11 protein-coding genes are annotated in these 13,927 nt (G+C 64.6%); 4 read left to right on the forward strand and 7 right to left on the reverse strand.

Annotated elements, in window-relative coordinates; all coding sequences use genetic code 11:
* Positions 1-127: 127 nt before the first annotated feature.
* Positions 128-3,073: a CheR family methyltransferase gene (locus QCE69_RS27710; RefSeq protein WP_309934114.1), complete on the reverse strand. Its 2,946-nt coding sequence runs from the start codon at positions 3,071-3,073 to the stop codon at positions 128-130.
* Positions 3,074-3,956: 883 nt separating this feature from the next.
* Here QCE69_RS27710 and QCE69_RS27715 point away from each other — a divergent pair.
* Positions 3,957-4,751, forward strand: coding sequence for an IclR family transcriptional regulator (locus QCE69_RS27715; RefSeq protein ID WP_309925158.1), 795 nt, complete (start codon positions 3,957-3,959; stop codon positions 4,749-4,751).
* On the opposite strand, the gene QCE69_RS27720 is transcribed toward QCE69_RS27715, so the two are convergent.
* Positions 4,748-6,109 carry an AarF/UbiB family protein gene (locus tag QCE69_RS27720; protein ID WP_309934115.1) on the reverse strand — a complete coding sequence of 454 codons (1,362 nt, stop codon included), beginning with the start codon at positions 6,107-6,109 and terminating at the stop codon, positions 4,748-4,750. The two genes, QCE69_RS27715 and QCE69_RS27720, sit on opposite strands and share 4 nt — an antisense overlap.
* A 480-nt stretch (positions 6,110-6,589) precedes the next feature.
* Between QCE69_RS27720 and QCE69_RS27725 the strand changes: the two genes are divergently transcribed.
* Positions 6,590-7,000, forward strand: a complete 411-nt coding sequence (locus QCE69_RS27725) for a hypothetical protein (protein WP_309934116.1) — start codon at positions 6,590-6,592, stop codon at positions 6,998-7,000.
* A gap of 11 nt (positions 7,001-7,011) precedes the next feature.
* On the opposite strand, the gene QCE69_RS27730 is transcribed toward QCE69_RS27725, so the two are convergent.
* Entirely contained in the window at positions 7,012-7,476 is a 465-nt protein-coding gene (locus QCE69_RS27730) for a response regulator (RefSeq protein WP_309934117.1), read from the reverse strand.
* A gap of 223 nt (positions 7,477-7,699) precedes the next feature.
* Here QCE69_RS27730 and QCE69_RS27735 point away from each other — a divergent pair, with 223 nt between their 5' ends.
* Positions 7,700-7,939, forward strand: coding sequence for a hypothetical protein (locus QCE69_RS27735; protein ID WP_309925166.1), 240 nt, complete (start codon positions 7,700-7,702; stop codon positions 7,937-7,939).
* On the opposite strand, the gene QCE69_RS27740 is transcribed toward QCE69_RS27735, so the two are convergent.
* From QCE69_RS27740 to QCE69_RS27750, 3 genes are read right to left on the reverse strand one after another with little or no spacing between them, the layout of a single operon-like run.
* Entirely contained in the window at positions 7,936-9,486 is a 1,551-nt protein-coding gene (locus tag QCE69_RS27740) for an efflux transporter outer membrane subunit (protein WP_309934118.1), read from the reverse strand. The genes QCE69_RS27735 and QCE69_RS27740 overlap by 4 nt on opposite strands.
* A 1-nt stretch (position 9,487) precedes the next feature.
* Positions 9,488-11,074 carry a DHA2 family efflux MFS transporter permease subunit gene (locus tag QCE69_RS27745; RefSeq protein WP_309925170.1) on the reverse strand — a complete coding sequence of 529 codons (1,587 nt, stop codon included), beginning with the start codon at positions 11,072-11,074 and terminating at the stop codon, positions 9,488-9,490.
* Positions 11,075-11,078: 4 nt separating this feature from the next.
* Positions 11,079-12,293: an HlyD family secretion protein gene (locus QCE69_RS27750; RefSeq protein WP_309934119.1), complete on the reverse strand. Its 1,215-nt coding sequence runs from the start codon at positions 12,291-12,293 to the stop codon at positions 11,079-11,081.
* 363 nt (positions 12,294-12,656) lie between these two features.
* Here QCE69_RS27750 and QCE69_RS27755 point away from each other — a divergent pair, with 363 nt between their 5' ends.
* Positions 12,657-13,121, forward strand: a complete 465-nt coding sequence (locus QCE69_RS27755; RefSeq protein WP_309925173.1) for a universal stress protein — start codon at positions 12,657-12,659, stop codon at positions 13,119-13,121.
* Positions 13,122-13,140: 19 nt separating this feature from the next.
* Here QCE69_RS27755 and QCE69_RS27760 read toward each other — a convergent pair whose 3' ends face one another.
* Positions 13,141-13,887: an IclR family transcriptional regulator gene (locus tag QCE69_RS27760; protein ID WP_309934120.1), complete on the reverse strand. Its 747-nt coding sequence runs from the start codon at positions 13,885-13,887 to the stop codon at positions 13,141-13,143.
* Between the last annotated feature and the right edge of the window lie 40 nt (positions 13,888-13,927).

The following is a 13,927-nucleotide window of genomic DNA, read 5'->3' on the forward strand; positions in this document are numbered from 1 at the left end:
AAATCGACGCTGCTTTCCGGGCCGGCCAGGCTTGGTCATCTGACTCGCGGAACGACATCTCACATGCCGTTCCACAATTGCGCATCGCGAGCAGCATGATGCATGAACAGCGCCTGCTTCGAACGGGTCAAAGAGCGCGCCCCTCCCCAAGGAACCTCCCCATGATCACTCCCGCCGTCTGCGTAAATACCTCGGCAAGTTCCAGATCCATCGAAGTGGGCAATCTCGGCTCTCTGGAATACATGGCCAGCGCCCCAATCAGCCCTCCCTCCGGCGTCTCCACCGGAAACGACCAGCATCCTCGATACCCGAACTTCTCCGCCAGCCAGATCCACGACTGCCAACGCGGTTCATCGAACACGTCTGCCGTGATAACCGGCTTCCCCGTTGCAACCGCCAGCCCGCAGGCAAGCGACTCCGGCGAAATCTCGAACCCGTCGACACACCGCGCATACTCATCCGACATGCCCACGACATGTCGCAACACGCTTCCCTCCGCGACAAAAAAAGCGCATTGGCCCCGTTCGGGCAACTGATTCGACAGCGTGCGCACCAGGATGCCCAACGAGGTATCGAGTGAAGCCCCGTTCATGGCTGCCTGAAACGCGTCCTTCTGCGCCGAGAGCCAGGCCCGGCTGCGCGCGATCACGGCCTCCGCGCGAGCATGATCGCTGATGTCCATGAACGTGATGGCCACCCCGGTAATCGCGTTGGTCTCCGACACATACGGATAGATCTTGCGCACAAAGGTATGGTCGTGGCTGTCGCGAATGATCGCTTCGCGCGGGTCACTCGCGCACAGCACGGCATGAATATCCGTGTAGAAGGCAGCGTCCGGAAACTTCGTCACAAGGTCCGCGATATTCCGGCCTGTGTCGCCCGGCATCAGCGGGAACACATCCCGCATCGAAGGCGTGAACCAGCGAAGCCTCAAATCCGGATCCAGGAACATCGTCATCACGGCGCCCGAAGACAACACGCGGCTCTGCATCGCAAGCTGTTCGATGTTCTTCTGCAAAGCGACGTTTGCCACGTTGAGATCGCCGTTGCTGCGATTGAGCTGTTCGTTCGATGCCTTGAGCTCTTCATTGAGCGCCTGCAATTCCTCGCGCGATGCTTCCAGCTCGTCGCGCGAAACCCGGGCCTTGTCTTTCCAGTCGACCGACTCGGCAACATCGAGATCACCCCGCATGAGCGGCGTACCCTCCGCCTCGGATGCATCGGCCGCATCCTGCTCCCTGACGAACGACACCAGCACACGGTCGCACGCGGCACCGGCCGACGTTTGCAACGGAGTGAGCCGTACGCGCATCGGCATGTTTTCCGCGCCGTCGAGTTTCAGGCCTTCCAGCGTGATGGGTTGCTGGTCAGCCAGTATCTGTCGGATGGAATGCCGCAGGCGCGCCTCCCACTGCTTGGGCACGAGATCCGTGATCCTGAGCGACGGTTCGCCCGCAGCAAGCCGCAGCACGTCCTTTGTGTCGCCGTACACCCGCAGGATGCTGCCATCTTCGTCGATCAACACTGACGGAACATCGAACTGTTCGTAGGCGAGCCGCAGCGCGAGCTTGGCCAGTCTTTCCTCATCCGATGCCACTCTGCGCACAACACTGCGCGGCACCTCGTGCATCGGCCCGACCTTGCGATAAATGTTCCACTTCCGGGAAACGACTTCGAAGCCCTGCTTGTCAAGAGGATAAGCCTCGCTTCGGCCAAGAAGAAGATAACCGCCCATGCGCAGTGAGCCGTGAAGCGAGAACAGTACGTCGCAGACCGTTTCCCGCTCGAGGTAGATAAAGAGGTTGCGGCAAGTGACGAGGTCGAGCCCTGAAAGCGGTGGATCCGAGATCAGATCCTGCGGAGCGAACACCAGCTTTTCACGCAGGAACCGCTTCACGCGAAAAGTGGCGTCGACCTTGTAGAAGTAACGTCCCTGACGCGCCGGCGACAAACCGGTCAGCGACCTCGCATTGAACTGACCGAGGCTTGCGCTTGCGACCACTTCGGGAGCGGCATCGGTGGCGAAGATCTGGAAGTCGAATGGCTCGGCCGCGTCGCGTGCAAGTTCATCAAGCAGCATCGCAATGGAAAACGCTTCTTCGCCGGTCGCGCATGCAGGCGTCCAGACCCTCAGGATGCGCTCCTTCCCCGCCTCCGCAATGAGACGCTGAAGCACATCGGCTTGCAGGACCGCCCAGGCATCCGGATCGCGAAAGAATCCGGTCACGTGAATCGAGATGCCGCGCGCCAGCGCTTCCAGTTCGACAGGATCATCCCTGAGCAGCGAAGCGTAATCCTCCAGTGACCAGACCTTGCGCATATCCATGCGCTGCTGGATGCGCCATAACAAAGGCGAAGGCTTGTATCCGCCCAGGTTGAAGCCCGCACGTTGCCGGACCAGCCCGACGATATGAGCGAGCGTCTGCGACGTGATGCTGGACCAGTCGGCAGGCGGCACGGGACGTTCGTAGGCCGGATCGGCGCAGGCCATCAATTGCCGGCCGATGGCCCCCGCATGCAGGACGTGATCGTGCACATGCCGTTGGATGACCGAGTTCGGCATGGCGTCATGCAGCGCCGTCAGCGGATCCTGAACGATGACGATGCCGCCGGCCTGCCGGACGAGCGTGGCGCCCGCGGTTCCATCCATGCCGGTGCCTGAGAGTATGACCGCGACCGGTGGCGGCTCCGTGCGCAACGCAAGGCTTTCGAGAAAGCAGTCGATCGTATCGATGCCGGGACGCCGTCCGCCTCCTTCGAGCGGTCTCGTTTCGAACACGTCGTGTTCGAGCGTCAGGATGTCATCCGGCGAGGGAATGTAGATGGTTCCGGCCTTGGGACGCGCCCCGCCGATAGCGCGCTGAACCGGCATGCGCGTCCATCTCGCGATCAGGCCGGGAAGCCCGCTGGGCAGACCGGCAGGCAGGTGCTGGAGCACGACGAGTGCATAAGGCAGGTTGCCGGGAAGCCCTTCGAAGAGCCGCTGCAACGCCGTAATGCCGCCGGCCGACGCACCGACAGCAACGATCCGCACATGGGTTTGTCTTTCGTCCGCGTTCAATGATTCGGCCATGGCTGTCTGTACGAAGGCCTCCCGGTTGGAGAGAAGACATGTGCGTACCAGCACGACCGATGAGGATGCAGACCAACCGGTTCTGCGATCGGGACTCGATGCCAACCCGGTTGCATACAAGGTCCTTGACTCCACTTCGCGTGAAGGACGGTGCGCAGCTATCGACGCCTGCCCTTCATGGTAGGTTAAATCCGCAGCAGGCGCTCACTGCATCCTGCATGGACCGCAACGAACTGGGCATGCAGCACCCGTATGGTTCAGGCACCCTTGCCGCCCGAGCAATATTCGCCGCATCGATCGGCGGGACGGGCACGCGCCGGGAACGCAAGGCGTTCCTTGATCCAATGCCAGTGGTTCCTCATGCGCGACAAGGCGCTGGCTCGTTCTGTGCTCGACGATGCAAGCTCTGCGGTGTCGGGTTGCGAATCGAAACAGGAGTGCAAGGCCGCACTGTCAGTTAAGCGCCCTTTTCGTCCCGCTTCGATCACATTCGGGGCACTCTTTTTGATCCTGCATCATTGGCAAAGCACGTGATGAACCTACAAGCAAGTTGGCCGGAGCATGCATACGACTGTAGCGGCTGGCGAGCCAGCCGCCGCATCGGGCGGCCGTGGTGTTCGCATCGGGCTATACGCGCGATGTCATCTTCCACGAAGGACGCATCGACGAAGGCATTACCTTGCTGAACAAGCCGTACAGCCGTTCCTAACTCGCGGGCGCGATCCGGCAGGCGTTGGACGCGCGGTCGGGGGCGCTGGCTGCGTCGGAGGGCAGCGACGGCGCCGCGATGACAGTCATGTTTCTGAACTCCGCTCGCCAGGAACGTCGTCAGCGCATTCGCAGCGGTCATCGGCATCAGTCTCATGGCATGATTCTGGACATCATGCCTTCAGACACCCCTTCCTCCGACGCCGCCAAGGCCACCGGCACCGCTGCCTTCTCGAAGTTCATGGCGGTCCTGCAACTCGTGGCCGATGCCGCCGATCCCCCCACCATCGCCCAGCTCGCGGCAGAGAGCGGCTATCCGCGCCCGACCGTGTATCGCATCGTCGGCGCGCTGATCGCTGAAGGGCTCGTCGTGGAAGGCGAGCGCGGCGGCTACGCGCTCGGCCCGCGCCTGATGTCGCTCGCCAGCCGCAGTTGGGAACGCTCCGACCTGCGCATCGCGGCCACCGACGCCTTGCAGGCGCTGCGCGACGCCACCCAGGAAACGGTCCACCTCGCCGTGCGCAGCGGTTCGGAAATGGTGTACGTGGAGAAGCTGGAAAGTCCGCACGCCGTGCGCATGACGTCGCGCATCGGCACGCGTGTCACGCTCTATTCGAGTTCCGTCGGCAAGGCCTATCTCTCGATGCAAACGCCCGCCGAACGCGACGCGCTGCTGCACGGCATCGTCCTGCAACGCTTCACGCCGCATACGGTCACCGATCGCAACACGCTCGACGCCGAACTCGACGCCACCCGCGCACGCGGCTATGCCGAAGACCGCGAGGAAAACGAGGCGCAGATCTTCTGCTACGGCAGCGCGATCGTCGGGACGAACGGCGCCACGCTCGGCTGCGTGAGCGTCAGCATTCCGCTGTTCAGGAAGAGCGCGACGCCGCTCGAAACCTATGTCGAACCGCTCAAGGAAGCGTGCCGCGCAATCGCGCAACGCATGAGTCCGGGCACGCGCTAACGCAGCACGGAATCGCTGGTGCGCTGCGTCGCCGCTGCGCGTTTCGCGATGAGCGTCGGCAGGCGCGGCAGCATCTGCGGCCAGTGCGTCGCCTCGTGCGCGAGCCGGGTCGCCATGCTGCGGAGACTGAAGCGGTCAGCGGCGAGCCGGAGAATCACCTTGCGCGCGATGGTCCAGACATCGACATCGGGCGCAATCTCCCGCGCCACGCGCTCGATCCGTTCCGCCGACCTCGCCAGCAGCACCGCCCGCGACGCAATGCGTCCGTGCGCCGCGCTGAACATGTGCTCGGCGGGCGCCTTGCCGATGGCGCCGAACAGATGCGCAACGCCCACATTGCGCCGCGCGTGCGGCGAGGCGAAACGCTCGGCCTCGCGCCGATAGGTGGACTCGACGCGCATTTCATGATGATTCGACTGCGCGTCCGGACGGCCCTGTTCGAGATGCGCGCGCGCCGCTGCCTTGTGATCGCCCTGGATCAGCGCATGCGACACGCCCACGAGAAAATCGCGTTCGTGCGCGGCGAACAACATCATCGGGTTGTCGGCTTCCAGCACGATCTGGCCGCACGTGCCCTCTTCGATGCTGACCCGCGCGCCCGCTGCATCGAGCCCCGCGTGATACAGCCCGATTCCCAGCGCCATCTCGAAGAACGCTTCGATCAGCGTCGCGACGACATCGGCCGGATCGAGTCCATGCGCCGCCAGTGTTGGCGTATCGCGCAGCGCCGCCGTTTCGATGGCACGCGTCGTGAGCACTGCATCGTTGCAGTAGTCCCACAGCACTTCAGGCACCGCGATACGCGGGTCCTCGCGCAGACGGAAACGCAGGTAGCTTTGATCGGCGGCGCGCTGGCGCAGGTCGATCATCGCGTCGATGCTCTCCCGTGCCCGCTGCACCCACTCCACCGGATGCATGTCGCGCGCCTTCGCCGAACGCCGTTCGGCGAAGCGCGCCGCCGCGAGCGCGAGGTCGAGATCGTCGGCCAGTTCGGCGCGTGCGTCCGCGCGCAGCAGCGTGACGCGCACCGGTGTCCCGCCGAGGCGCGCCGTATGCGTCTGCTCCGCGACGCCCGAGCGCAGCGGCGCGTCCTGCAAGTCCGTCATTTCGAAGGCCAGCGTGGCGGGAAACGCCTCGGCGCAAGCCTTGCGAAAACGCGCGGCATCGTAGGGCGTGAAAAGCGCGTCCATTTCGGCCAGCGCGACGCGCACGGCCGTTTCCGCCAGCGCGGGATGGCTGGCGAGCGCATCCGACGCGTTCTCCAGCACGCGCGACAGCTGCGACAGCGCGGGCACGCCCGCCGCGAGCGGCGCCGCCCGCGCGCCATGCGTGGCGAAGAAGCGCGCGACGCGCGTCATCGCAGCGCCGTCATCGACGTGATGACTTTCCCGGACGAAAGCTCGGCCAAGGCGCCACAAGGTGGCGAGTCGTCGGACAGGCAAGTTGAGGCTCGCTGAAAGTGAGTTGAAACTGCTGTAAGACTGCGCAGCCGCCACGGATGGCAACGGCCGCGTCAATGTGTAACACGATTCGCCAGGCCGTGCACGCGGATGGTTCAATGCCGCCCTTTGCATCACGCTGTGTGATTTGTTTCGTGATCCCTAGCAAACCGCGTCTGAACGAGCTCCCGGCAGCACGCGAAAATAACGCCGTCAAGGCCATCTTCGCGCGACAAATGCGCCTGCGTTTCCGTTTGTGGATTTTTGTCGATCATCATTTCGGATTAATCTCAGTGCGGTATCTTGTAAAAGCGTCGCGGCTGGAGACCTGCCGGCCGGGCGTCGACCGCTTCGTGCTGCCACGCGCGAAGACCAATAACGATAAAGCTGAGAGCCCCCATGCCACTCCATTCCGCAGTGCCGTTGGCGAAGGTCATGTACATCCTCGGGCAGATTGGCGCGATCATCTGTCATGAACGCGGTCCGAGCCCGCAGACGAGCGTGCTGACGCGCATGGCGTCGCGGCCCGCGGAAGGCCTGGCGGACGCGCTGGCGGAGATGAATGGGCTGGGCACGCCGCGCCGCGGGCATCGTCGCGCGCTGCTGCAATGGAAGCATGGGGAGATTCGACGTCTGCGCCGCATGCTGCCCGAAGCCCTGCCGGCAGCGGCCTCGGCGCACACCCAAATGCCTTTCTGGGCGGGCTATTGCCAGTACTGGGAAGAGATCCTCAAAGCGCACGCCGAATCCGACACTGAGCGCCCCGTGCTCCGGCTCGTCGATACCTCGCGCAAGCATCCGGACGCCTGATTCTCCGCCTGTCAGCCGCGCAAAAGCACGGCTGCACTGTCGTCGCCTTGCGCGGAGAAATACGTCCGGATCACCTCGATCATGCGGTCGAGTTCCGCCGGCTTCAGGAAGTAGCCGTTGAAGCCGGTGCGCTGGGCGCGCGACCAGTCGTCCGGATTGGCGCGGCCGGTATGCGCGATCAGCAGCATCGTGATGTCGATGGCGCGAATCGCTTCCGCCGCCTCCCAGCCGTCGCCGAGCGGCATCGACAGATCGAGCAGCACCACGCCTGGCCGCCACTTGCGCGCCAGCGAAACCGCATCGAGCCCTGTGTGCACCGCGCGCACGGAGAAGTCGGCGTCCTCGAGCGCAAGCGCGATGGCGCGCGTGGCGTCGGGATCGTCGTCGGCGATCAGCACGCGCGGCTCGTCGGGAGCCGTCGCGCGCATTGGCATCTGCCAGAGCGATTGATGCGGAACAGGAACGGGTCGTTGCATCTTGATGGCCTCGGAACGAGCGAATCAGAAAGCAACCCTCGTTCCCTGCCCGAAGCGACAAGCGTTGAAGCAGACGCCATGCGCCTCGCCAACGTTACACTCCGGGAATACCCGCTGGCCGGCTCGACGTGCCGATGCACGCACTTCGTGCAGCTTTTGCATCGACCTTGCGCGCGTTCGCCGGAACCGTGCGGACGTGCGTCCCAAAACGTGAGGAGAGTCGATGTTCGTCGTCTACTGGCTCGACGGCAATCCGGATGCCGAAGGCGCGGCGCGCTTCCGGCGTTTCGATCCCGCTTCGCTCGCTGAGGCGTTGCGCTTTGCCGAAGCGCTGAGAAAGCGCCAGGCCGATGGCGATGACCTGAGCTTCATCACGCTGTGCAGCGAGAATCCGCAGTCGGTGGGCAAGCCGGGCGCCGCTGACCCACCCGCGGACTACGCCTGGAAGAAGCGCAGGCGCTAGTTCTGCGCGGTCGCGGCGGCGTCCTCTTGCCAGCCGCCGCCGAGCGACTTGTACACGGCGATGAGATTCGTCGTCACGTTCACCGTCGATTGCGCCAGTTGCTCGCGTGTCTGGGCAAGCTGGCGCTCGGCATCGAGCACGGTCACGAACGCCGTCAGCCCCTTGCGATAGCTGTCCGTCGCGAGTTGCAGGCTGATGCGGTTGGCCTCGACGGTGCGCACCAGCGCCGCGCGCCGGTCCTGCTCGGTGCGATAGTTGACCAGCGCGTTATCGACGTCCTGCAACGCGCTCAGCACCGTCTGCCGGTATTGCAGCGCCGCCGCGCCCGCTTCGGCCTTGGCGACGCGCACGTTCGCCCGCAACTGGCCGCCCTCGAAAATCGGCAGCGAGATGCTCGGCCCCACCGACCAGAACAGGCTCGACCAGTGAGCGAGGTAACTGGCCTTCGAGGCGCGCATGCCGACCTGTCCGGTCAGCGAGATATCCGGATACAACTGCGCCACCGCGACGCCCACTTCCGCCGTGGCCGCGTGCAACTGCGCCTCGGCACGGCGAATGTCCGGACGCCGCCGCGCAAGCGTCGACGGCAAGCCGACCGGCACGGTGGGCGGCACCGGCGGTACGGCTGCGCTGCCGGTGGTATCGGCGAGTTCGGCGTCGAGCGTGCCGGGCGGACTGCCGCTCAGCACGGCAAGGCCGTTCATGGCCTGCGCGATCTGCGCATCGAGCGTCGGCAGTTGCGCCTGGAGCGTGCCGACCTGCGCACTCGCGCTCTGCACGTCCTGCTGGCTCGTCAGGCCGACCCGCGCCTGCTCGCGCGTGAGATCGAGAATCTGCTGTTCGGCGTCGATCTCGGCCAGCGTGATCCGCTTGATCGCCTGCGCGCCGCGCAATTGCGCGTAAGTGCGCGCCACTTCCGATTCGAGCGACACCAGCGCGTCGTTGCGGCTCTCGATCTGCGCCTGTGTCTGGGCATCGGCGGATTCCACCGAGCGCCGCACGCGCCCGAACAAGTCCAGTTCCCACGACGCATCGAAGCCATATTGATAAAGCGTGGTGGGCTGCGTCGCCGAGTCGAGTCCCTGGCGGATCTGCGCGCCATTGCTGCCGCCGATGTTGTTGATCTGATCGTAGACGCCCTGCGATTCGAGGAAGCCTTTCACGCCGAGCTGCTCGCGCTTGACGCTCGCGTTCGCGCCGATCTGCGGCAGACCGGCCGCGCCCGCCGCAATCGACTGTTCGCGCGCTTCCGTGATGCGCAGCACCGCGGCCTGCAAGTCGAGGTTCCCGGCGACGGCGCGCTCGATCAGCGAGTCGAGCATCGGATCGTGAAACTGCTTCCACCAGCGCGGATCGGGATCCGCCGAGGTCTGCGCCACCGAAGGCGCATCCGCATGCGGCGCGCGCGGATCGTTCGGCGCGTTCTGCACGCGCTGCATGTCGTTCCAGTCGGCGGGGGTATCGGCGGTCGGGGCCTTGAAATCCGGGCCCACGGCGCATGCGCCCAGCAAGAGCGCCGGCAAGAGAGCAAGAAGACGCGGCTTCATTTCAATGTCCTCCCGCCTGACCGGACGCCTTGACCGGTGAAAAGAACAACGACAACGGAATGAACATGAACGAGAAGATGGCGCACGCGAGGAATACGTCGAGATAGGCGAGGATGGTCGCCTGCGAAACAAGGGTCTTGTACATCTGTCCGGTGGCGGCGGTCATGGCCTGCGACATCGACTGTCCCGTGTCCATCAGCGTGCGGGCGATGCGATTGACGGAGTCCGTATAAGGTTGGTTCAACGGTGTCAGGTGTTCGACCATGTGCGCCATGTTGGCCTGCGTGCGCTCGCGGATCGCCGCTGTGGCGAGCGATATGCCGATGGACCCCGCCACGTTGCGGAACATCGTGAACAGCGCGGAGGCGTCGTTGTTGAGCGACTTGGGCAGGGAGAGATAGGCGAGCGTCGTCACGGGCACGAACAGGAAGCCGATCCCTATCGACTGCGCGCTGCGCATCTTGGTCAGCGTCACATAGTCGACGTTGGGCACGAGATGATGCGAATAGAGCAGCGCGCAGCCCATCAGGAAGAAGCCGAACGCGACGAGAAAGCGCGTCTGTATCACGTTCATCAGCTTGCTTACTACTGGAATCAGAAACACGATGCAGATCGCCCCGGGCGACAGCACGAGGCCCGCGAGCGTCGCGGTATAGCCGAGCTGCTGTTGGGCAAGCTGCGGAATCAGCACGGCGCTGCCGTACAGCACCGACGCAAAGCCGAAGATCGCCGCCGAGCCCAGCGCGAAGTTGCGGTCCTTCATCACGCGCAGGTCCACCACGGGTTTCTTCGCGTACAGCAGCCAGACCGTCGCGCCGATGATGCCCACCGCCGCAAGCACCGCGAACAGCACGATGAAGTTCGACGAGAACCAGTCGTCGTCCTCGCCGCGATCGAGGAACACTTGCAGACAGCCTAGACCCAGCGCGATCAGGCTGATGCCTATTACGTCGATGCCCACTTTCTTCGGGTCCTGACGCTTCTCCCACGGCGGATCCTCGACGAACTGCATGACCGCGAAAGTGGTCAGCACGCCCACCGGCACGTTGATGAGGAACACCCAGCGCCACGTGAAGTTGTCTGTGATCCAGCCGCCGAGCGTCGGCCCGAGCACCGGCGCGACGACGATTGCCACCGCCGAGATCGAAAACGCGCGGCCGCGCTGTTCGGGCGGGAAGGTGTCGAGGATGATCGATTGCTGGCTCGGCTGCAGGCCGCCGCCGAAGAAGCCTTGCAAAATGCGGAAGACGATCAGCTCGCCGAGATTGGTCGCGACGCCGCACATGAACGAGCACACCGTGAACGCGCCGATGCAGATCAGGAAGTAGCGCTTGCGCCCGAGGATCTTCGAGAAATAGGCGGACAGCGGCAGCACGATGCCGTTCGCGACGAGATAGGACGTGAGCGTCCAGGTGGATTCGTCGTAGCTCGCGGACATCGTGCCCGAGATGTGCGGCAGCGCGACGTTGACGATGGTCGTGTCGAGCACTTCCATGAACGCCGCGAGCGTGACGACGACGGCAATCAGCCATGGATTCGACCGGGGCTTCCAGCCGCTGTGGTCGTGTTCTGCGGTGGTATCGCTCATGGCGTCAATGCTTGAGCATCACGGTCGGCACCACGGACAGCCCGAGCGGCAGCGGCGCGCCCGGCTTCAGGCCATCGTCGATGACGATCTTCACCGGCACACGCTGCACGATCTTCACGAAGTTGCCGGTGGCGTTCTCGGCGGGGAACGCGGAAAAGCGCGAGCCGCTGCCGAGCTGCACACTGTCCACGTGGCCGTGCAGCTTCATGTCCGGATAGGCGTCCACTTCGATATCGACCTTGTCGCCGGGCTGCATGCGGTCGAGCTGCGATTCCTTGAAGTTGGCCGTCACCCAGAAGCGCGTCGTGACGAGCGTGAAGATCGACGTGCCTGCCTGGAGGAAGGTGCCGTACTGCACGTTGCGCTTGGTGATCCAGCCGTCCGACGGGGCGCGCAGTTCCGTGTACGAGAGGTTCAGCTGCGCGGATTCGACCTGCGCTTCCGCCTGACGCACCTGCTGGCGTCTTTCTTCGACAGCGGCAATCACGGTCGCGATCTGCTGCGGCACGAGCGCGGCGGTACGCACTTGCGCCCGCGCCTGCGCGACGTTCGCCTGCGCGCTCTTTTGTTGCGCGGTGGCTGTGTCGATGTTCTGCTGCGACGTCGCGCGGACATCCACCGTCTTCTGACGGTCGTATGCGGCGCTGGCCTGCGCGAGATTGGCGCGCGCCGTCTGTTCCTGCGCCTGCGCCTGGGCGAGTTGCGCCGGGTACTGCACGCGCGCGACTTCGAGCTGGGTTTCCTGGGCGTGCAGTTGCGCCTGGGCGAGGCCCAGCGATGCATTGGCCTGATCGAGTTGCGCCTGATAGTCGCGCGGATCGATCTTGATGAGCAGATCGCCTTTGTGGACGAACTGGTTGTCGTTGATGTTCATTTCCACGACATAGCCCGATACCTTTGGCGCGATGGTGACGGCGTCGCCATCGGTATAGGCGTCGTCGGTGCTTTGCTGGTTGCGCGTCATGAACCACCAGATGAATGCGCCTATCGCGATCACCACCACGGCGACGCCGAGAATGATCAACGGCTTCTTGCCGGACTTCTTGCGGCCGTTCTTTTCGTCGCCGCTTTTCTCGTCGCCGTTTTTCTCGTCGCCCTTGTCATTGCCGTCATTACTCTTGCCGTTCGACTTGGCTTTCAGGCGTGGCTTGGCTTCGCCTGTGTCGTCGGCATGCGGGCCGTTGCGTGCTGGGTTCTGGGTATCGTCTGAATCTGGCATTGCCGCTCACTCGGTGTCGAAACTCGGCGCTGAATCCCGGACGAATGCCGGGCGGAACCGCTGGGTGGACCTGCGCGTGCAATCACGTCGATGGCCAGCGGGCACAGGACTACCCGCGCCAGCCCTCCGTGGCGGTGTCGTTGAGCAAGCGCCGTTCCCTTGCCGCGCGAAAGCGCGTCGATCCGGCGCGGAGCGAACGTGCGTGCGGCTTGGCACGGAATTGTTCTGCCTGTCCGGACGCACATGGGCGCGCGGCTTTTTAAGCCTGTGAGTAAAACTTTCAGCGGCCTGGCGGCATGAGCGCTCATCTCGCTCTAAGTCTCGTGGCACAGGATGGCGCCTGTACTCGACCGGAGATGCACCATGTACAAGCACATTCTCGTAGCCGTCGGCACCAGCCTCAGCGATACCGCCCTCACGGCCGCGATCCACTGCGCACGCGAATCCAACGCGCGCCTGACCGCGATGCACGTCGTCGATCAGACGCCGTGGTGGGCCGTCGTGACCGCGGATTGCAGCACGGCGGAAACCCTGGCGGTCATCGACCAGCACGCCCGCGCCGTCGCGCGGCATTGCATGCGGCGGATCAACGAGGCGGGCATCGAGGGCAGCGCGTTCACGCTCACCTTGCCGCTCAACGCGAATCTGGGCGAGACAATCGCGAAGGCGTCGACGGAACTGGGCGCGGACCTGATCGTGCTCGGCGGCGAGGCGGACATCGGCTGGAGTCATGGCGACCAGCGGCTGCGCGATGTCGTCCGTGCGCACGTGAAATGCAACGTGCTGATCGCGTCACATCTGGCGACGCACGCGGAAAGCGTGATGTAGCGTTCGCGATGCAAGCGCGTCAGAGCGTGCCGCGCAGTTGCGTTGCGAGCTGCACGATGCCGATGCAGATACGCCGCTCGCGCTTCGCATCGAGCCGGCCGATGGGCACGCTCGTCGACACGGCGATGCGTTTGCCGGCCGGCGTCATCCCGACATAGGCGGCGAAGCACGCGAGCCCTTCGGCGACTTCCTCGCGTTCGACGGCCAGACCGCTCGTGCGGATGGCGGCGAGTTCGCGGAGCAAGGCAGTACGTCGCGTGATGGTGCGCGGCGTGACGGCTTCGAGCCGTTCGGGCAGGCGCTCGATGACGGCTTCATCGGACAGTCCCGCCAGCAGCGCCTTGCCGAGCGCGCAGCAATGCGCGGGCAGCCGCGAACCGGGATCCGACACGAGCCGCACCGGCCGATGCGCATCTTCGCGCGCCACATACACGACATGGATGCCGTCGAGCACGGCGAGCTGCACGACCTCGTTATGCTGGTGGATGAACGCACCCGCGCCTTCGCGGAACGCCGCCTGCAGCGTGTCATGGCGCACGTAGGCATTGCCGAGCTCGAACAGGCCGACGCCGATCACATAGCCATCGTCGCGCTTCTCGATCCATTGCATGCGCGCGAGCGTTTCCAGCATCAGGTAGAGCGTGCTGCGCGACAGCCCCGTCCGTTCCGCGAGCGTCGCGGCGCGCACCGGCTTCGCAGCGGCCGCGAGGGCTTCGAGAATGTCGCTCGCGCGCCGCAGCGCAGGGACATCGTAGGTTTTTTCCATGCTGCGGTGTGGCCGATTCAGGGCACACAGTTTCCAACAG

Origin of the sequence: Caballeronia sp. LZ032 (assembly GCF_031451315.1) — a bacterium.
Lineage (GTDB): Bacteria > Pseudomonadota > Gammaproteobacteria > Burkholderiales > Burkholderiaceae > Caballeronia.